The 17,943-nt window shown below is 72.3% G+C and carries 19 protein-coding genes; 9 read left to right on the top strand and 10 right to left on the bottom strand.

The annotated features are described in order from the left end of the window. Positions 1-43: 43 nt before the first annotated feature. Positions 44-625: a VanZ family protein gene (locus tag CLV35_RS10880; RefSeq protein ID WP_121193456.1), complete on the top strand. Its 582-nt coding sequence runs from the start codon at positions 44-46 to the stop codon at positions 623-625. A gap of 20 nt (positions 626-645) precedes the next feature. Further along, positions 646-1,224: a dihydrofolate reductase family protein gene (locus tag CLV35_RS10875; protein WP_121193543.1), complete on the top strand. Its 579-nt coding sequence runs from the start codon at positions 646-648 to the stop codon at positions 1,222-1,224. Here CLV35_RS10875 and CLV35_RS10870 read toward each other — a convergent pair. Beyond that, positions 1,218-1,832, bottom strand: a complete 615-nt coding sequence (locus tag CLV35_RS10870; protein ID WP_121193455.1) for a class I SAM-dependent methyltransferase — start codon at positions 1,830-1,832, stop codon at positions 1,218-1,220. The genes CLV35_RS10875 and CLV35_RS10870 overlap by 7 nt on opposite strands. Positions 1,833-1,895: 63 nt before the next feature. Here CLV35_RS10870 and CLV35_RS10860 point away from each other — a divergent pair, with 63 nt between their 5' ends. Continuing rightward, complete coding sequence (locus CLV35_RS10860) at positions 1,896-3,035, top strand: hypothetical protein (protein ID WP_147431938.1); 1,140 nt, start codon at positions 1,896-1,898, stop codon at positions 3,033-3,035. Between the two features lie 9 nt (positions 3,036-3,044). On the opposite strand, the gene CLV35_RS10855 is transcribed toward CLV35_RS10860, so the two are convergent. Next, complete coding sequence (locus tag CLV35_RS10855; protein ID WP_121193453.1) at positions 3,045-3,434, bottom strand: Ltp family lipoprotein; 390 nt, start codon at positions 3,432-3,434, stop codon at positions 3,045-3,047. Between the two features lie 137 nt (positions 3,435-3,571). Here CLV35_RS10855 and CLV35_RS10850 point away from each other — a divergent pair, with 137 nt between their 5' ends. Beyond that, positions 3,572-4,405: an SDR family NAD(P)-dependent oxidoreductase gene (locus tag CLV35_RS10850; protein ID WP_121193452.1), complete on the top strand. Its 834-nt coding sequence runs from the start codon at positions 3,572-3,574 to the stop codon at positions 4,403-4,405. Here CLV35_RS10850 and CLV35_RS10845 read toward each other — a convergent pair. Continuing rightward, on the bottom strand, positions 4,300-4,956 hold the full coding sequence (locus CLV35_RS10845) for a TetR/AcrR family transcriptional regulator (protein WP_231121708.1): 657 nt from the start codon (positions 4,954-4,956) through the stop codon (positions 4,300-4,302). The genes CLV35_RS10850 and CLV35_RS10845 overlap by 106 nt on opposite strands. A 74-nt stretch (positions 4,957-5,030) precedes the next feature. Here CLV35_RS10845 and CLV35_RS10840 point away from each other — a divergent pair, with 74 nt between their 5' ends. Then, on the top strand, positions 5,031-5,729 hold the full coding sequence (locus tag CLV35_RS10840) for an alpha/beta fold hydrolase (RefSeq protein WP_121193451.1): 699 nt from the start codon (positions 5,031-5,033) through the stop codon (positions 5,727-5,729). Continuing rightward, positions 5,726-6,145, top strand: coding sequence for a RidA family protein (locus CLV35_RS10835; RefSeq protein ID WP_121193450.1), 420 nt, complete (start codon positions 5,726-5,728; stop codon positions 6,143-6,145). Before CLV35_RS10840 ends, CLV35_RS10835 begins: the two co-directional genes overlap by 4 nt. Positions 6,146-6,157: 12 nt before the next feature. Here CLV35_RS10835 and CLV35_RS10830 read toward each other — a convergent pair whose 3' ends face one another. The 3 genes from CLV35_RS10830 to CLV35_RS10820 all read right to left on the bottom strand — a co-directional run bounded on the left by CLV35_RS10830 (position 6,158) and on the right by CLV35_RS10820 (position 9,745). Then, the gene (locus tag CLV35_RS10830; RefSeq protein ID WP_121193449.1) at positions 6,158-6,778 is read right to left on the bottom strand and encodes an MBL fold metallo-hydrolase; all 621 of its coding nucleotides are present in this window, start codon (positions 6,776-6,778) and stop codon (positions 6,158-6,160) included. Between the two features lie 2 nt (positions 6,779-6,780). Further along, complete coding sequence (locus tag CLV35_RS10825; protein ID WP_231121707.1) at positions 6,781-7,962, bottom strand: glycerophosphodiester phosphodiesterase; 1,182 nt, start codon at positions 7,960-7,962, stop codon at positions 6,781-6,783. Between the two features lie 184 nt (positions 7,963-8,146). Then, a complete protein-coding gene (locus CLV35_RS10820) occupies positions 8,147-9,745 on the bottom strand; it encodes an amidase family protein (protein WP_183061918.1) in 1,599 nt (532 codons plus the stop codon). A 209-nt stretch (positions 9,746-9,954) separates the two neighbouring features. Between CLV35_RS10820 and CLV35_RS10815 the strand changes: the two genes are divergently transcribed. Next, the gene (locus CLV35_RS10815) at positions 9,955-10,359 is read left to right on the top strand and encodes a VOC family protein (protein WP_121193447.1); all 405 of its coding nucleotides are present in this window, start codon (positions 9,955-9,957) and stop codon (positions 10,357-10,359) included. Positions 10,360-10,365: 6 nt separating this feature from the next. On the opposite strand, the gene CLV35_RS10810 is transcribed toward CLV35_RS10815, so the two are convergent. From CLV35_RS10810 to CLV35_RS10795, 4 genes are all read right to left on the bottom strand, one after another. Further along, on the bottom strand, positions 10,366-11,154 hold the full coding sequence (locus tag CLV35_RS10810; RefSeq protein WP_121193446.1) for a YaaA family protein: 789 nt from the start codon (positions 11,152-11,154) through the stop codon (positions 10,366-10,368). Between the two features lie 127 nt (positions 11,155-11,281). Continuing rightward, positions 11,282-12,991, bottom strand: coding sequence for a glycerol-3-phosphate dehydrogenase/oxidase (locus CLV35_RS10805; protein WP_121193445.1), 1,710 nt, complete (start codon positions 12,989-12,991; stop codon positions 11,282-11,284). Between the two features lie 135 nt (positions 12,992-13,126). Then, a complete protein-coding gene (gene glpK, locus CLV35_RS10800) occupies positions 13,127-14,644 on the bottom strand; it encodes a glycerol kinase GlpK (RefSeq protein ID WP_121193444.1) in 1,518 nt (505 codons plus the stop codon). Positions 14,645-14,685: 41 nt separating this feature from the next. Continuing rightward, positions 14,686-15,516 carry an MIP/aquaporin family protein gene (locus CLV35_RS10795; RefSeq protein WP_121193443.1) on the bottom strand — a complete coding sequence of 277 codons (831 nt, stop codon included), beginning with the start codon at positions 15,514-15,516 and terminating at the stop codon, positions 14,686-14,688. Between the two features lie 138 nt (positions 15,517-15,654). Here CLV35_RS10795 and CLV35_RS10790 point away from each other — a divergent pair, with 138 nt between their 5' ends. After that, complete coding sequence (locus CLV35_RS10790) at positions 15,655-16,419, top strand: IclR family transcriptional regulator (RefSeq protein WP_121193442.1); 765 nt, start codon at positions 15,655-15,657, stop codon at positions 16,417-16,419. Beyond that, on the top strand, positions 16,412-17,932 hold the full coding sequence (glpK, locus tag CLV35_RS10785) for a glycerol kinase GlpK (protein ID WP_121193441.1): 1,521 nt from the start codon (positions 16,412-16,414) through the stop codon (positions 17,930-17,932). The genes CLV35_RS10790 and glpK (CLV35_RS10785) overlap by 8 nt, the downstream gene beginning before the upstream one ends. Positions 17,933-17,943: the final 11 nt, after the last annotated feature.

The following is a 17,943-nucleotide window of genomic DNA, read 5'->3' as shown; positions in this document are numbered from 1 at the left end:
GCTGGCGGCCGACCCGCAGGACGAGCAGCACCCGAGGAGGAACGTGGCCACGCCGTGGCACGAGCTGAGCCCGTGGCCGTTCGTCGTCCCCCTCGGAGTGCTGGCCTTCGCCGCCGCGCTGTGGTGGCTGCAGCGACGCGCCGCCCTGACCGTGTCCCGTGCCGTGACCGCTGCGGTGGCGTGCGTCTACGGCGGTGGCGTGGTCGCCAACACGGTCTTCCCGATCTTCATCGGCAAGCCCGGGTCGGGCGTGCCGTGGTGGGACCAGCTGAACCTGACGCCGCTGCAGGGCACGGACGTGAAGGACATGCTGCAGAACGTCGTCGTCTTCCTGCCGTTCGGCGTGCTGCTGCCGCTGCTCGCTCGGGTCCGCTCTGTGCTCCTGGTGCTGGTTGGCGGGTTCCTCTCCAGCCTCGGCATCGAGCTCGTGCAGCTCGTGCAGTCCACGACCGGCAACGGCGGCCACGTCGCGGACGTCAACGACCTGCTCGCCAACACCGTCGGAGCGCCCGGCGGGTACGCGGTCTACCGTGCCGCTCTGCTCCTGCCACGCCTGCGGCGGCTGGCCGAGGACGCCACCTGGCCGCCGACGAGGATGGCGCTGGAGCCTCGTCCTCTTCGGTAGTGGACGAACCGGAGGGGACCATGGCGGATGTCGTGATGCATGCGGTGGTGTCGGTGGACGGCTACGTGGCCGACCCCGACGACGAGGTCGGGCCGCTGTTCGACTGGTACTTCAACGGTGACACCGAGATCGTCGACGGCGGGCCCTTCAAGGTGTCGCCGGAGTCCGCGGCCTACGTGCGCCCGATGTGGCAGAGCATCGGCGCCACCGTCATGGGTCGTCACCTCTTCGACCTGACCAACGGCTGGGAGGGCAAGCCGCCTGCGGGCGACCACGTCGTGGTGGTCTCGCACCGGCCGAAGCCGGACGGCTGGCACCCCGAGGCGTCCTACGACTTCGTCGACGACGTGGCTGCCGGTGTGGCGCGGGCCAAGGAGCGAGCCGGCGACCGGGTCGTCGCGCTCACCGCCGGCGACGTCGGCGGGCAGGCGCTGGCGCTGGGCCTCGTCGACGAGGTTGCGATGGACGTCGTGCCCGTCGTCTTCGGCGCAGGCAAGCGCTACTTCGGTGCCGCCGGCGACAGTGTCGTCCTCGAGGACCCGCACGTCGTCGTCCAGGGCGACCGGGTGCTGCACCTGCGCTACCGCGTCCGTCACTGAGGAGCGACGCGGGCGGCCAGAGCGGCGTACCTGCGGTCCGGCCGGTCGGGAGTCCGTCGCTGCAGCCGGTCGACCTCTGCGAAGCCCGCGTCGGCCAGGTGCTGCGCGAGGACCTCGACGGGCCAGCGGTACGCGGTGGTGACCGCGTGGTCGAACGCAGCCACCTCGTCGTCGCTGTCGAAGAACCCCACGACCAGGACGCCGGTCGGCGTCAGGAGCCGGTGGAAGGCCTGCAACACGCGGTCCAGCTCGACGGGCGGCGTGTGGATGGTCGAGTACCAGCTGAGGACCCCGGCGAGCGAGTGGTCGGCGACGTCGAGCTCGAGCATGGAGCCGACCTCGAAGGGCGGCCCCGGGTGGTGGGCTCGCGCGTGGGCGACGAACTCCGGCACCAGGTCGACGCCCGAGACGTCGACGCCCAGACCGTGCAGCCAGGCTGTCCACCAGCCCGGGCCGCACCCGACGTCGAGGACCGGGCCAGCGAGTCCGAGGAGGTGGCGGCGTACGAACGCCTCGTCCTGCTCGTCGGGCCGCCAGCCGCCGTCGAACAGGTCGACGTAGCGCCCGGCCAGCGCCGAGTAGGCGGTCGACACCCGCTCGAGCTCCACCGCAGCACCCTAGGGCGCCGGCCCCCGGTGAACCTCGCGCGCACGCCGGCGCGTCCTACCAGCGTGCCCAGACACCTGCACCGCCTCGTCGCGGCCCTGCCGATCGCCCTCGCTCTCGCCGTCACCGCGCCCGCGGCCGCGGCGACCCCCGCCCCGTCTGCTCCTGCCACGACCGTGTCCGACGTGCGGCTCAGCGCGCCGGTCACCCGCCTCGTGGGCACAGCGACGACGACGCTCACGGTCGAGGCTCACCTGAGCAACCCCGGCGGAGTGCACCCGGTGAGGGCAGTCTTCAACGACGGCAACGGGGCTGCGACGTGCCCGTGCCTCGTCGTGCGGACCGGCACCTCCCAGTCGGCCCGCGCGGTGGACCCGCAGGCCGGCAACGACCGCACCGTGCCCCTCGAGCTCGTCGGGGGCACTCCCGAGGACGGGCTGTGGCGGGGCACCACGACGCTGGGTGCGGTCAACGCCGGCATCTGGCGCGTCTCGGGGATCTTCACCGAGGACCTGCACGCCGAGAACCTGTTCGACCAGTCACCGGTCACGGTGCCTGCGCTGGAGGCGGCGGCCTTCAACCTGCGCGGTGCCGACTGGCCCCGCATCGCGATCGCGGCCGTGCCCACACCTCGCGCCGACCGGCCCACGGTGATCAGCGGCACCGCGCGCCTGTCCCGCACCGGGCACGCGGCGACCGGGCTCCGGCTCGCGGTCTACGGCGGCGGCTGCGAGATGGCCGCGCTGAGCGAGGGCGCGCTGCTCGGCAAGGCCGTCGTCGGGCGCGACGGGCGCTGGCGCACGACCACGACGACCGCCGACACGGCCGTCTGCGTGCGCTACGCCGAGGCCGCGGTGCCGACGGCCGCGCCGGGGAGCTGGGCGGCGCAGGTCGTGCGCACCGTCGACCTGTCGAAGCTGCGCCGCACGGTGACTGCTGCGCCGGTCGCGGCCTCGGCCGAGGCGGGCACGGACGTGCGGGTCCGGGGGCGCATCTGGCCTCGGGCGAGCGGCGGCGACGTGCGCCTCCAGCGGCGCGTCGGCCGCACCTGGCGGCAGGTAGGGCAGGCCTACACCGGCACGACAGGGACCTACACCCTCGTCGCCACGCCTCCGGCGCGCGGTGCCAACTCCTACCGCGTGCTGCTGCGGCGGGGGGCCTTCGGTGCCGCCTACAGCAAGTCGTTCACCATCACGGGCCGCTGACCGGACGGCTCACAGTCCGGTGTGGTTGACCCCGTAGACCGCCTGGGCGTGGGTGAACTTGTCGCCGTAGGGCGACTCGAGCTGGTGGATGAGCCCGTTGCGGCTGAAGTGCTGGAACTTGAGGTAGGACTTCGCGGCCCGGACCGCCTGCGTGTTCCAGTTGGCCTTGACGTGGTCGACGCCGTAGACGGCGTCGGCCTTCTTGAAGCCGTCACCGTAGGACGACGAGAGCTGGTCGATGAGGCCGAGGCGGGAGAAGGCCTGGAAGCGCAGGTAGTCCTGCGCCGCGCCGACCGCCTGCCGCTGCGCGACGGTCACAGCCTGAGCGGGCGTGGTGGAGACCGCCGTGGGCACCGCGGCAGCGACGAGCGCAGCGGCGGTGAAGAGCAGCTTCTTCATCTGACCAGTCCTCGGGGTCGTGGGGCGCCGGGCATGCCGGTGCCTGATCATCGGCGCGGCTCGCCGCGACCTGAGTGGTCGTGAGCGCGGCGGGGTAGGCCCTCCACCAACTCCCCGCTCCGCTCCCGAGAGGCCTCATGTCCCAGCGCACCATCGTCATCACCGGAGCGAGCGACGGGATCGGTGCAGCGGCGGCCCGGACGCTCGCCTCCCGCGGTGAGCACGTCGTCCTCGTCGGCCGCTCTCCCGAGAAGACGGCAGCGCTCGGCGCCGAGCTCGGTGCGCCGTTCCACGTGGCCGACTACGCGGACCTCGCGCAGGTCCGGCGGCTCGCGCGAGAGCTCACCGACGCGTACCCGCGCATCGACGTGCTGGCCAACAACGCCGGCGGCATCATGGCCGGCCGCACCATGACCGTCGACGGGTTCGAGAAGACCTTCCAGGTCAACCACCTCGCCGGCTTCCTGCTGACCCACCTGCTGCTGCCGACGCTGGTGGAGAGCAGGGCGACGGTGGTCCAGACCTCGAGTCGCGCGGCCTCCGCCTTCAGCAGGTTCGACATCGACGACCTGCAGAACTCCCGCAGCTACTCGCCCCAGCGGGCCTACGGCAACGGCAAGCTCGAGAACGTCCTGTTCACCCGCGAGCTCCACCGGCGCTACGCCCAGCACGGCCTCTCGACGGCGGCGTTCCACCCCGGGGTGGTGGGCACGAACTTCGGCAGCGAGTCGACCTTGCTGATGCGGGCCGTCTACCACACGCCCCTGGTCAAGCGGCTCTTCACCCGGACCCCTGACCAGGGCGCTGCGCCCCTGCTGTGGCTGCTCGACAGCACGCCCGGCAAGGACTGGCAGTCGGGCGAGTACTACGAGAGGTACGCAGTGGCGCGCACTGCGCCCGCGGCGTACGACGACGAGCTGGCGCGTCGCCTCTGGGACGAGTCCGAGCGCCTCGTGGGGGCCGCGGTCTGAGAGCTCGCGGCGCGCACGGTCGCGAGGAAGTCCGTGAAGGCAGCGTCGACACGCATGTGGTCTCCCGTGGCATCGAGGTCCATGAGAAGGCCGCGCACCACGGCGAGCACCACCGAGCCGAGACCTGGGTGGCCGGTGGTGGCCATGCCCTGCTCGAGCGGCGCCAGCCAGTCGGTGGTCGCCTCTCGCCGGAAGTCCGGCCAGTGCGGTGCGCCGGCGGTGTCGTGCAGCGGGCTGAAGATGCGCAGGTAGGGACGTCCCTGCGCTCCGGAGATCGCCTTCCACGCGCGGGCCAGGGTGTCGAGGTAGTCCTCGTCAGGCCGCAGGGTCAGCAGTCCGGTGAAGTCGGCGACCTGGCGGGCCCGTGCTGCTACCAGCACCTCCCGCAGCAGGCCGTCGCGCGTGCCGAAGTGGTAGACGAGCATGCGGCTCGACGTGCCCACCGCCGTGGCGAAGGCCTCGAGGCGGTCGGGCAGCCCGTGCGCCAGAGCGTGGTCGGTGCACGCCTCGAGGAGCCGCTGGCGGATCTCCGGCTGGGGGCGTCGTCCCACCCACGCACCGTTTCACGTAATCGCCGCTACGTCTACCGTCGTCAGCAGGTGCTCGACGGCGGAGGGAGCGGGACGTGACGAGGGTGGTCTTCGTGCACGGGGCGTGCGTGCAGGACGGTACGTGGTGGTGGCGCCCGACGGGCGACGCGCTGGCCGCGCGGGGCGTACGCAGCGTCGCCCCGCTGCTGCCGAGCTGCGGCGAGACCGGTCTGCCGGTGGGCGGCGACGGGCCAGGGCTGGTGGAGGACGTGGCCTCGGTCCGGGCGGTGCTGCTCGCCGACGACGAGCCGACGGTCGTGGTCGGGCACAGCTACGGCGGCATCATCGTTGCCGACGCCATCGCCGGGGTGCCCAGCGTGCGCCACCTGCTGCTCGTCTCCAGCTACCTGCCCGAGCGGGGCCAGACCCTCTCGGAGTTCGGCGCGCCGGAGCCGTCGCCGGCGCTCGACGTCGACCCCGAGCGGGGCACCTTCACCGTCCGGCCCGAGCTCGCGGCGGAGACGTTCCTGCAGGACTGCGCCGCCGACGTCCAGCGCGAGGCGCTGGGGAAGGTCGCGCTGCAGAGCCTGCGCGTCCTCAGCGACCCGGTGCGGGTTGTGGGGTGGAAGGAGGTCGCGACCACCTACCTCGTGTGTGCCGAGGACCGTGGCACCCCGGCGTCGCTGCAGCGGGACTACGCGCAGCGGGCGGACCGTGTGGTGGAGCTCGACAGCGGCCACCACCCGTTCCTCTCGCAGCCGGAGGCCGTCGCGGACCTCATCATGGGCCTGTGACCCCACCACTCGAACCCACCGTCACCCTGGTCCGCGCCGAGCGGCTCGCGGGGTCGGTGCCCTACGCGTACGCCGCCATCGCCGCACCCGGGGCGCTGGTCTTCACCGCGGGCGCCTGCCCGCTCGACGCCGACGGGCGGACGGTCGCCGTCGGCGACGTCGTCGGGCAGGCGCAGCAGGTGATGGCGAACCTCGCGGTGGCGCTGGAGGCGGCCGGCGCGGGCCTGGGCGACGTCGTGAAGACGACCGTCTTCGTCGCGTCGTCGAGGCGCGACGACCTCGGCGCCGCGTGGGAGGTCGTGCATGCAGCGTTCGGCGACCACGACGCGCCCAGCACGCTGCTCGGCGTCGGCGTGCTGGGCTGGCCCGACCAGCTGGTCGAGGTGGAAGCGGTCGCCGTGCGCCCGCCGGGGTGATGCCCCGCGGAGTCACCGAGCGGGCGGGCCCGCCGTCACCAGAGCGGTCAGCGCCTCCCACGGGTCGGCGACCTCCGCGCCATGGCCGAGCAGCAGCCGTCGCCCGCCCTGCTCGACCAGCCGGAGGAGGCTGCGCTCGGCGACGTGCGCGTCGGCGGTGAAGGGAGCCGGCGCGCGCTCCAGGCGTCCGCCCACCGACCCGACGCAGTCACCGACGAGCACGTCTCCCGACCGCTCGTCGACGAATGACACGTGGCCCGGAGTGTGACCGGGCGTGGCCATCACGCGCAGCGGACCGACCCGGTCACCGTCCCCGACGCGCCGCGCGTCCGGCAGCTCGTCGCCCGACCAGACCCGGGCCTGCGGTGCCTGGGCTCGGACTCGGGCCAGGCCCCCGGTGTGGTCGGGGTGGTAGTGGGTGACCACCACGTCGGACACCTCTGCCCAGGCAGCGCCCAGCTCGACGAGGCCGGCCGCGACGCCCTCGGCGGACGGGTCCATCCCCGTGTCGACGAGGACGACGCGGTCCTCGCTCGCGACCAGGTAGGCGCGGACGTCCAGCTCCACGCCCGCCGGACCGGCCATCCCGGGCGGCAGGCGCAGCGGCATCACGACCGGCAGCACGTCGAGCACGGCTACTGCACCTTCGCCTCAGGGTGGTCCAGGCCGTACGAGTAGCCGAGGAAGTCCTCGCGGGCGGCGAACTCGAGGTCCGGGGTGTCGGAGAAGAGCCCGTCGACCCCCGCGGCGAACAGCGCGGAGTACTCCGCGAGGACGTCGCCGTAGGCGTTGGGGTCGGTGCCGATCCGGTCCTGCGCCGGCAGGAACTGGTTCTCGGGCCGCACGGTGTAGGGGACGACCTCCACGCCTGCTGCGTGCGCGTCCCGGACCAGCGGCGACGCGGCACCGGTCGACCCGTCGGCGGCGAGCGGGAACACCTGGGCCTTGTCCGGCCCGAGCCAGTCGGCGTAGGTGGCGATCTCCCGGAGCCCTGCCGGGGTGGTCATCTGCGCGTAGGTCTCCGGGTTCCCGCTGGCCACGTGGTCCCACGGCCGGGCCGTCGGGCCGGCGCTGGTCAGCTGCACGAGGTGCACCCGCAGCTTGTAGGTGCGGCGCAGGGCGCGCAGGTTGGCCTCCTCGAACGACTGCACGTAGACGTCGGCGCTGTGCTTGTCGAGCCGGTTCGCGCGCAGGGTGTCGACCAGCACGGGCTCGAGCGGGAGGCCGATGGACGCGAAGTAGGTCGGGTGCTTCGTCTCCGGCGCGATCCCGATGTCGCGGTGGTAGATCCGGCTCTCGCGCTTCGCGAAGTCGATGACCTGCTGCAGGGTCGGGATCTGGTAGCGCCCGTCGAGGATCGTGTTGTGCTCGCGCACGTCGGGGAGCCGTTCCACCGCGCGCAGCGTCTGCAGCTGCGCGTAGGTGAAGTCCTGCGTGAACCACCCGGTCTGCGTCACGCCGTCGATGGTCTTCGTGGTCTGCAGTGACGCGAACTCCGGGTGCTGCGCCACGTCGGTCGTGGAGGTGATGTTCGGCTCGTGCCGCACGACGAGCACGTGGTCCTTGGTGGTCACCAGGTCGGGCTCGATGACGTCCGCGCCCATCCGCACCGCGAGGTCGTAGCTCGCGAGCGTGTGCTCGGGGCGGTATCCCGACGCGCCGCGGTGGCCGAAGATCAGCGGCGCGTCGACAGACGTACGCGTGCTGTTCTGCCCTGCGTCCGCCGAGGTCACCAGGCCGACGGGTGTCAGCACGGCGGCCAGCGCCGCGACGCCCGCAGCGAGGCGGACCTTCAAGCGGGGCATGGATCGGGTCATGGGTCGGCTCCCTTCCACAGCATCGCGTGCCGGGACCGTTCCCGAGCTCCGTCGCCGTGGGACGAACCAGACAACCACGGAGAAGTGCCCCGGGGGAAGAACCCGAGGCGGCCTGGAGCTGAACGTCAGTCGCCCCGCCCGTCCGGGCGGACGGGCGGGGCGGGCCGCCGTGGTGGGGCGAGGGTCAGGGAGCGCAGGACTCCGCTGCAGCGTGCTTGGGCGTCACGCCCACGCACCGGAAGGCCGCTGGGTTGACCTGCGCGGGCGGCTTCCAGAGCATGCTCGCCTGCTCGTAGTCGTAGGCGAAGCCGAGCAGCTGGGCCTCGTGGTAGGCGGCGCCCAGGAAGCCGATGCCGAACGGCCGCCGGGTCGAGGCCTGGTAGCCCGCCGGCACGATCACCGTCGGGTAGCCGGCACGGGCGCCGATCCCGGCCGAGCTGCTGCCGGCGAACAGGATCGAGTCGAGGTGGCTCGCAGCCATCGCCGCGTCGATGTAGCCCTTGCTGGTCGCCAGGTCGGATGCCCGGTCGGCGTCGTGCTTGGCCTTGGCGGCAGCCAGGTCCACCGCCTCGGACGCGAACAGCTGCGTCGCACCGAACTTCTGGGTGGTCATGGGGTTGGCGCGGTAGAAGTCGGCGACGGAGGAGATGTCCTTGAAGGCGAAACCGGGCGCGGTGCGGGTCTGCAGGTAGCTGTTCAGGTCGCGCTTGAACTCATAGGTCAGGACCGACGAGCCACCAGGCGTACCGCTGGTGTCCAGCGCCACCGGCACGAGAGTCGCGCCCTGGGCGACGAGCTCGGCCTTCGCCTGCTGCCACAGCGCGTCCTGGTCGGGCGAGAGCACGCCGGGGTCCTGGACGCCGATGCGTGCACCTTGCAGAGCCGTCGTGCTGAGGGCCTTCGTGTAGTCCGTACCGGCGTAGGGCGCGCTGCTCGCGGTAGCGGGGTCAGCGGGGTCCACACCAGTCATGGCTGTGAGCTCGGCTGCGACGTCGTAGACGTGGCGCCCCATGGGGCCGGCGGTGTCCTGGCTCGCGGAGATCGGGATGATGCCGGTGCGGCTGACGAGCCCGACAGTCGGCTTGATCCCGGCGAGGGAGTTGGCGTTCGACGGGCTCAGGATCGAGCCGGAGGTCTCGGTGCCGATGCCGACCGCGGCCATGCCGGACGCGATGCCGGCGCCCGTGCCGGAGCTCGAGCCGCTCGGGGTGACGCTGGTGTCGTAGGGGTTGAGCACCTGGCCGCCGAGCGAGCTGTAGCCCGAGGGCATGCCCGAGGTGAGGAAGTTGGCGAACTCGCTGAGCTTGGTCTTGCCGAGGATCACCGCGCCAGACTTCTTGAGCTGCTTCACCAGCGGCGCGTCGTCGACCGGGTAGTTCCCTGCGAGCGCCAGCGACCCGGCCGTCGTCGGCACCCCGTTGAGGTCGATGTTGTCCTTGATCAGCACCGGGATGCCCATCATCGGGCCGAGGTCGATGCCCTTCTTCCGGGCGTGGTCGGCGTCCTTCGCCTCGCGCTTCCAGTCCGGGTTGATCGCCTGCACCGCGTTGATCGCCGGAGCGTCGGCGTTGATCGCCTCGATGCGGTCGAGGTAGAGCTCGGCGAGGTCGACGGCGTCGATCTTCCCCGCGTCGAGCAGCGACTCGAGCTGCTGCACCGTGGCCGTCGTGATGTCGACCAGCGGGGTGTCGACGTGCGAGGAGGCACGGCCCGGCACGGCGCTCGCCGTGAGAGCGGCGACCAGTGCTGCGGCTGCGGCAGTGCCGGTGAGCGCCGTACGCATTCCGCCTCGGCGGAGGATGCTCGTGGTTGGCATCGGTGTCCCTTTCGTCCGGTGACGTGCAGGACGAACAGCACCAGATGCACCGGTGAACCGGAAGGGGGAGCGACCACACGCAACCAGACCCTTACCGGGGCGAAACACCCGGCGCCGTGACGAGCTGACCGAGAACCCTGTTGGTCGGCGCGCTCCGGAGCCCTAGCATCGCGCGCATGACAGGTCCGCAGCCCTACCTGCAGCTGCCCGGGACGGCGCGTGAGGCCCTCTCCACCTACGGCTCCGTCTTCGGCTGCACGGTCCACGTGCACACCTTCGCCGAGTTCGGCCGCACCGACGGGCCGCCGACCGCGGTCGCCCACGGCTACCTCAGTGACGGGCCGGTGGACCTCTTCGCCTCCGACGTGGCGGGTGACCAGCCGCCGCTGCGCTGCGAGGGGCTGCTGTTCTCGCTGCTGGGCGCCGCTCCTCCGGCGACGCTGCGCGAGTGGTTCGCCGCGCTCTCGGAGGGTGGCCGCGTCGTCGACGACCTGCAGCGCCGGCCGTGGGGGGCGCACGACGGCACGGTGGTCGACCGCTTCGGCGTGCCGTGGCTGATCGGGTTCGAGGGCGAGGGCTGAGGGGGCTCAGCCCGGCAGGACGACGTCCAGGGCGGGAACTCCGCCGGTGACCCGTCGCTGCACGACCTGCCAGCCGAGGCCGGTCGCCACGGCTGCCACGTCGTCCACGTCCTCGGGCACCGCACCCGCAGCGGCCTTCTCGAGCAGGGCCCGCGCGAGCACGCCCTTGCCGTGCTTGGAGAAGTGCGACACCACGCGCGGCGGTCCCGACGGGCGCGGCGACAGCACGCGTACCCCCAGCACCTGGTGGCGCAGCGGCCCGGTCGGGGGCCACATGCCGGCGTAGTCCGTGGAGCGCAGGTCGACGGCGAACGACGTACGCAGCACCGCCGGCATCGCGTCGCGCAGCGCTGCGCGCCACACCGGCGTCAGCGGACCGAGCGCCGGGAGCGTCGCCGAGACGGGTACGCGGTAGTCCGGCACCAGGTCGCTGCCGCGCACGATGCCGAAGAGCCCCGAGAAGACGAGCACCGAGCGCTCGGCCAGACCGCGTACGTCCGGGCCCATCGAGGGCACGTCGAGCCCGGCGTAGACCACGCCGGTGTAGCGGTCGAGGGCGGGGCGGGTGGGACTCGTCGCCGCCGAGCGGTTCGCCTCGAGGGCGGCCTCGACCACGGCGGGCGGCAGCTTCAGCGCCGCGGCCGCAGCTCCCTCGTCGGCGGAGACTCCCGCAACCTCGGTGAGCACGCGCCGTCGGGTCGCACCGAGCCGGGGCGCGACCAGGGCGTCGCAGTCGACCGGGGGCCCGTCGCCGCCCGTCGACTTGGCCTCGCTGGGCGGCAGGAGCAGGAGCACCCGGGCACGCTACCCGGCGCGTTGTGTCCGAACCCGCCGCCCACCCCTACGTCCGGCACGATGTGACTTCTTGCCAATCGGATTGGAAAGAAGTCACATCGTGCCAAAGGGAGGGGCGCACGACGGGCTAGCGCTGCGGGACGATCTCCGGGGCGGTGAGGCGCACCTCGTCGGCGGCCTTGTCGTCGGGCTGGAGCTGCGAGGCGCGCTCGGCCTCCACGCGCTGGAGGTAGCGCTCGACCTCGGTCTGCTCCTGCTCCGGCGTCCAGCCCAGCACGCCGGCCATGAGCCGTGCGGCCTGCGGGGCGGCGCTGACACCGCGGTCCCAGGCTTCGATCGACACCCGGGTGCGCCGGGCGAGCACGTCGTCGAGGTGGCGGGCGCCCTCGTGCGTCACCGCGTAGACGATCTCGACGGCCAGGTAGTCGTCGGCGCCGGCCACGACCTCACCGAGCGAGGGGTCCTTGGCGAGCAGCTCGAGCAGCTCGTCGACGAGCGTGCCGTATCGGTTGAGCAGGTGCTCGATGCGCGCGACGTGCAGCCCCGCCTTCTCGGCGATGAGGTGCCGCCGGTTCCAGGCGGCGGAGTAGCCCTCCGCGCCGACGAGGGGTACGCGGTCGGTGACGCACTCGGGGATGCGCCCCTCGAGCCCGTGGCTGACGGCGTCGACCGCGTCCTTCGCCATGACGCGGTAGGTCGTGTACTTCCCGCCGGCGACCACGACGAGCCCGGGCGCCGCGTGCGCCACGACGTGCTCGCGCGACAGCTTGGACGTCGACTCCGACTCACCGGCGAGCAGCGGGCGCAGGCCCGCGTAGACGCCCTCGACGTCCTCCTTGGTGAGCGGCGTCGACAGCACGCTGTTGACGTGCTCGAGCAGGTAGTCGATGTCGCTGGCCGACGCGGCGGGGTGCGCCTTGTCGAGGTCCCAGTCGGTGTCGGTCGTGCCGACGATCCAGTGCCGGCCCCACGGGATGACGAACAGCACGCTCTTCTCGGTGCGCAGGATCAGCCCGGTCTCGGACTGGATGCGGTCGCGCGGGACGACCAGGTGGATGCCCTTGGAGGCGCGCACCTTGTACTGCCCACGCCCGCCGATCAGCGCCTGGGTCTCGTCGGTCCACACGCCCGTGGCGTTGATGACCTGCTTGGCCCGGATCTCGAACGTGGTGTCGCCCTCGAGGTCGTGCACCAGCGCCCCGGTGACGCGCTCGCCCTCGCGCAGCAGGTCGACGACCCGGGTGCGCGACGCGACGACGGCGCCCTGCTGGGCCGCCGTGCGGACGATCATCATCGTGTGGCGGGCGTCGTCGACCTGCCCGTCGTAGTACTGCACGGCCCCGACGAGGGAGTCCTTGCGCAGCGCCGGCGCGAGGCGGAGCGCACCTCGCCGCGTGAGGTGCCGGTGGTGCGGCACGCCGCGGGCCGCGCCGCCCTCCAGCCCCATGGTGTCGTAGAGCAGCACGCCGGCACCGACGTAGGGCCGCTCCCAGAACCGGTGCGTCAGCGGGTAGAGGAAGGGGATGGGCTTGGTGAGGTGCGGCGCGAGCGTCTGGAGGATCAGCCCGCGCTCGCGCAGCGCCTCCCGCACCAGCCCGAAGTCCATCATCTCGAGGTAGCGCAGGCCGCCGTGCACGAGCTTGCTCGAGCGGCTCGACGTGCCGCTCGCCCAGTCCCGCGCCTCGACGAGCCCGGTACGCAGTCCGCGGGTCGCCGCGTCGAGCGCGGCGCCGGCGCCGACGACGCCGCCGCCGATGACCAGGACGTCGAGCTCCTCGGTGGCCAGGCGGGAGAGGGCCGTGCTGCGGTCCTCCGGTGAAAGCGCGACTGTGGTCACGAGCTGCCTCGATCTCTCTTCTTCGGTGGTTCGGTGGTTCGGTGGTGCGGTGGGTTCTCCCGGTACAACGCCCCGGGAGGCGCGGACGGTGCCGGGCGGGGGTGTGACCCTCGCCCCGCACCGCCCGCCGGACGACTAGTCGACGTCTACCCAGTCGAGGGTCCGCTCGACGGCCTTCTTCCACTTGGCGTGGCCGGTCTCGCGCTGCTCCTCGCTCCAGTTGGGCTCCCAGCGCTGGTCCTCGTTCCAGTTCTCCCGCAGCTCGTCGGTGTTCTTCCAGAACCCGACGGCGAGACCTGCCGCGTAGGCGGCGCCCAGCGCCGTCGTCTCGGCGACCACCGGCCGGCTGACCGGAACGCCGAGCACGTCGGCCTGGATCTGCATGCACAGGCTGTTGGCGGTGACGCCGCCGTCGACCTTCAGCACGTCGAGGTGGACGCCGGAGTCCTTCTCCATCGCGTCGGCGACGTCGCGGCTCTGGTAGCAGATGGCCTCGAGGGTGGCGCGCGCCAGGTGGGCGTTGGTGTTGTAGCGAGAGAGCCCGACGATCGCGCCGCGCGCGTCGGAGCGCCAGTAGGGCGCGAACAGGCCGGAGAACGCCGGCACGAAGTAGACGCCTCCGCTGTCCTCGACCTGGCGGGCCAGCGCCTCGCTCTGCGCCGCGCCGCTGATGATGCCGAGCTGGTCGCGCAGCCACTGCACCGCCGAGCCGGTGACGGCGATCGAGCCCTCGAGCGCGTAGACCGGCGCCTCGTCGCCGAAGCGGTAGCAGACGGTGGACAGCAGGCCGGAATCGGAGCGTACGAGCTCGGTGCCCGTGTTCAGCAGCAGGAAGTTGCCTGTGCCGTAGGTGTTCTTGGCCTCGCCCGGCGCGAAGCACACCTGGCCGACCATGGCGGCCTGCTGGTCGCCGAGGTCGCCCGTCAGCGGCACGGCGCCACCGAGCGGCCCGCCGCTCAGCGCCTCGCCGTAGCCCGCGGGCTCGGAGGAGGACTTGATCTCCGGGAGCATGGAGCGCGGGATGTCGAAGAAGCCGAGCAGCTCGTCGTCCCAGTCGAGCGTCTCGAGGTTCATGAGCATCGTGCGGCTGGCGTTCGTCACGTCGGTGACGTGGACGCCGCCGTTGACGCCGCCGGTGAGGTTCCACAGCAGCCACGAGTCCGTGTTGCCGAAGATCGCGTCGCCGCGCTCGGCCGCGGCGCGTACGCCGTCGACGTTCTCGAGGATCCACTGCACCTTGCCGGCGGAGAAGTACGTCGCCGGCGGGATGCCGGCCTTCTGCCGGATGACGTCGCCGCGGCCGTCGCGGTCGAGCGCCGAGGCGATGCGGTCGGTGCGGGTGTCCTGCCAGACGATCGCGTTGTAGTAGGGGCGCCCGGTCTTCTTGTCCCACACGACGGCGGTCTCGCGCTGGTTGGTGATGCCGCAGGCCGCGAGGTCGGAGGCGTTGAGCCCCTGCTTGCCCATGGCGGTGCGGATGACGGAGCTGGTGCGTTCCCAGATCTCGACCGGGTTGTGCTCGACCCAGCCGGCCTGCGGCAGGATCTGCTCGTGCTCGAGCTGGTGCTTGCCGATCTCCTTGCCCGAGTGGTCGAAGATCATGAAGCGCGTGCTGGTGGTGCCCTGGTCGACTGCGCCGACGAAGTCAGCCATGCGAGGTCCTTCCACGAAGTGGATCGAGTGGTGTGCGAGGGTCAGACGGTGGCGCTGGCGGGGAGCTCGACGGTGTCGCGGTCGGGCGTGCCCCGGCCCGGCTCCTCCTCCTCGTCGGGGATCGGCAGGAACTTGCCCACGAGCAGGTCGTAGAGCCCGCCGCCGATCAGGCCGCCGACGACCGGCGCGACTATGGGCACCCAGAAGTAGACCGTGCCGTCGGCCGAGGTCCACGCGTGCGAGAAGCCGGTGATGGACTCCGCGAGGCGCGGGCCGAAGTCGCGCGCCGGGTTGATCGCGTAGCCGGAGTTGACGCCCCAGGCCATGCCGATGGCCACGACCAGGAACCCCGTCACGACCGGCCCGATGTTGGCCAGGGGAGAGGTGTTGCGGGCGTCCACGATCGCGAAGATGCCGAAGAGCAGGATCGCCGAGCCGATCACCTCGTCGACGACCGCCATGTGCAGGCTGACGCCCGGCTGCGTGGCGAAGATGCCCTGCGACTTGTAGCCGTGCGACGGGTCGAACTTCGCCAGCACCTCGCTGTAGTTCCAGCGCACGAGCAGCGCGGCCACGAAGGCTCCGGCCGTCTGTGCGAGCGAGTAGGGCAACACCTTGCGCCACTCGAAACCACGGAATACCGCCAACGTGATGGTGACGGCTGGGTTGAGGTGTGCGCCGCTGAGGCGCGCGGCGACGTAGACGCCGAAGGTCACGCCGAAGCCCCACGCCCAGTGGATCGCGTTGGCATCGCCGTTGCCCCCGGCGACCACCTGCGCCACCACGCCGACGCCGAACAGGATCAGCACCATCGTGCCGGCGAACTCGGCGCAGAGCTCGCCCACGAGTCGGTTCTTCCACAACGCCGCCAAGACACCCACTCCTTCGTGACTGGGCCCTGCCTCGTCAGCAGGGCACCTGCTTGGTGCTGCGAACGTAGGGCGGCCGCACGCGCGCGACAACGGATCTTCGTCGGCATTGTCGAACGATCGAGAGGTACGCTCCGCGGCATGCCGGGTCCGGTGCAGTCGGTGGAGCGGGCAGCAGCCATCCTCAAGCTGCTGGCGGCGAGCTCTGCCCCGCTGGCCCTGGTCGAGGTGGCCAACAGCCTGGACCTGGCCAAAGGCACTGCCCACGGCCTGCTGCGCACGCTGGTCGAGGTCGGCTTCGTGGAGCAGGACCGCACGAGCGGCCGCTACGCGCTCGGCGCGACGCTCCTCCAGCTGGGCACCGACTACCTCGACGTCAACGAGCTGCGCTCGCGCGCGCTCAACTGGGCCGACCCGCTGGCCTCGCGCACCGGCGAGGCCGTGCGCGTGGGCGTGCTGCACGGCGCCGAGGTCCTGGTCGTGCACCACGTCTTCCGCCCGGACGACACCGCGCAGACGGTGGAGGCGGGCGCCCTGCTCCCCGCGCACGCCACGGCCCTGGGCAAGGTGCTGCTCGCCCACGACCCGGCCGCGGTCGCGCGCCTCGGCGCGCCGCTCGCCAGCTTCACGCACCGTACGCTGACCGACTCCCGCGCCCTCGCGGCGTCGCTCGCGGAGGTGCGGCGCCGCGACTGGGCGGTGTCGGTGGAGGAGCTCGAGGTGGGGCGCGCGGCGATCGCCGCACCGATCCGCGGGCGCGGCGGGCTGGTCGTCGGAGCGGTCGGCATCAGCGGCGACTGCGACCGCTTGGCCCCGCGCGGCACGCCGCCGGCCGGCCTGCTCTCGCTGGTCGCCGACACCGCGAGGGCCATCTCCCACGAGCTGGGGGCCCGCGCCCATGGCTGAGCGCTACGTGGCCGCCGTCGACCAGGGCACCACCTCCACCCGGTGCATCCTGTTCGACCAGGGCGGCCGGCTGGTCTCGGTCGCCCAGCGCGAGCACCGCCAGCACTACCCCCAGCCCGGCTGGGTCGAGCACGACGCGACCGAGATCTGGCGCAACGTGCAGGCGGTGGTGCCCGAGGCGGTCCGCCAGGCCGGCGTGTCGGTCGACCAGGTCGTCGCGCTCGGCATCACCAACCAGCGCGAGACCATCGTGCTGTGGGACCGGCACACCGGCGTGCCTGTCGCGCGGGCGATCGTGTGGCAGGACACGCGCACCGACCTCATCGCCTCGACGTTGGAGGAGGACGGGCGCAGCGCCGGCATGCGGCGGACGACCGGACTGCCGCCCACGACGTACTTCTCCGCGCCGAAGGTCCAGTGGCTGCTCGAGAACGTACGCGGTCTGCGCGAGCGCGCGGACCGCGGCGACGTGCTCTTCGGGACGATGGACACCTGGCTGGTCTGGAACCTCACCGGCGGCCCGCGCGGGGGCCGGCACGTCACGGACGTGACGAACGCCAGCCGTACGCTCCTCATGGACATCGCCACGCTCGAGTGGGACCCCGGCCAGCTGGCCGCCTTCGGCATCCCGCGCGTCGTGCTGCCGGAGATCCGGTCGTCGGCAGAGGTCTACGGCACCGCGAGCGAGGTGCTGCCGGGCGTACGCATCGCCGCGGCCCTCGGCGACCAGCAGGCCGCGCTGTTCGGGCAGACCTGCTTCGACGCCGGCGAGGCGAAGTGCACCTACGGCACCGGCAGCTTCCTGCTGCTCAACACCGGCGCCGAGGTCGTGACGTCGTCGCACGGGCTGCTGACCACGGTGGCCTTCCATCTGGGGGGCGAGCGGCCGACCTACGCGCTCGAGGGCTCGATCGCGATCACCGGCTCGCTGGTGCAGTGGTTCCGCGACAGCCTCGGGCTGATCCGGACGGCCCCCGAGATCGAGACGCTGGCCCGCACGGTCGACGACAACGGCGGCTGCTACATCGTCCCCGCGTTCTCCGGGCTCTTCGCGCCCCACTGGCACAGCGAGGCACGCGGCATCATCGTCGGGCTGACCTCCTTCATCACCAAGGGCCACCTCGCCCGGGCGGTGCTCGAGGCGACCGCGTGGCAGACGCGCGAGGTGCTCGACGCGATGGACGCCGACTCCGGACTGGCGCTGACCGGGCTCAAGGTCGACGGCGGGATGACCTCCAACAACCTGCTCATGCAGTTCCTCGCCGACGTCCTCGACGTGCCGGTCGCCCGGCCCATGGTCTCCGAGACGGTGTCGCTCGGTGCGGCCTACGCGGCGGGGCTGGCCGTGGGCTACTGGCCCGACCTGCAGGGGCTGCGCCGCAACTGGCACCGGGCCGGGCAGTGGACGCCCGCGATGGACCCCGCGACACGTGCGGCGGAGTACGACAACTGGCAGCGGGCGGTGCAGCGGACCTTCGACTGGGTACGCCCTGCATCGCACGGACCCGGCTGAGATCCAGCAGC

The sequence above is a fragment of the Motilibacter peucedani genome, from assembly GCF_003634695.1.
Lineage (GTDB): Bacteria > Actinomycetota > Actinomycetes > Motilibacterales > Motilibacteraceae > Motilibacter > Motilibacter peucedani.
The sequence above is the reverse complement of the archived record's forward strand: the minus strand, read 5'-3'. Positions and strand labels throughout refer to the sequence as shown.

What these genes read in the sequence shown, in the direction of transcription:
- CLV35_RS10875 (WP_121193543.1), top strand. Translation starts at nt 646, where the DNA reads ATGGCGGATGTCGTGATGCATGCGGTGGTGTCGGTGGACGGCTACGTG.
- CLV35_RS10855 (WP_121193453.1), bottom strand. Translation starts at nt 3,434, where the DNA reads ATGAAGAAGCTGCTCTTCACCGCCGCTGCGCTCGTCGCTGCCGCGGTG.
- CLV35_RS10850 (WP_121193452.1), top strand. Translation starts at nt 3,572, where the DNA reads ATGTCCCAGCGCACCATCGTCATCACCGGAGCGAGCGACGGGATCGGT.
- CLV35_RS10825 (WP_231121707.1), bottom strand. Translation starts at nt 7,962, where the DNA reads ATGACCCGATCCATGCCCCGCTTGAAGGTCCGCCTCGCTGCGGGCGTC.
- CLV35_RS10820 (WP_183061918.1), bottom strand. Translation starts at nt 9,745, where the DNA reads ATGCGTACGGCGCTCACCGGCACTGCCGCAGCCGCAGCACTGGTCGCC.
- CLV35_RS10815 (WP_121193447.1), top strand. Translation starts at nt 9,955, where the DNA reads ATGACAGGTCCGCAGCCCTACCTGCAGCTGCCCGGGACGGCGCGTGAG.
- glpK (WP_121193444.1), bottom strand. Translation starts at nt 14,644, where the DNA reads ATGGCTGACTTCGTCGGCGCAGTCGACCAGGGCACCACCAGCACGCGC.
- CLV35_RS10790 (WP_121193442.1), top strand. Translation starts at nt 15,655, where the DNA reads ATGCCGGGTCCGGTGCAGTCGGTGGAGCGGGCAGCAGCCATCCTCAAG.
- glpK (WP_121193441.1), top strand. Translation starts at nt 16,412, where the DNA reads ATGGCTGAGCGCTACGTGGCCGCCGTCGACCAGGGCACCACCTCCACC.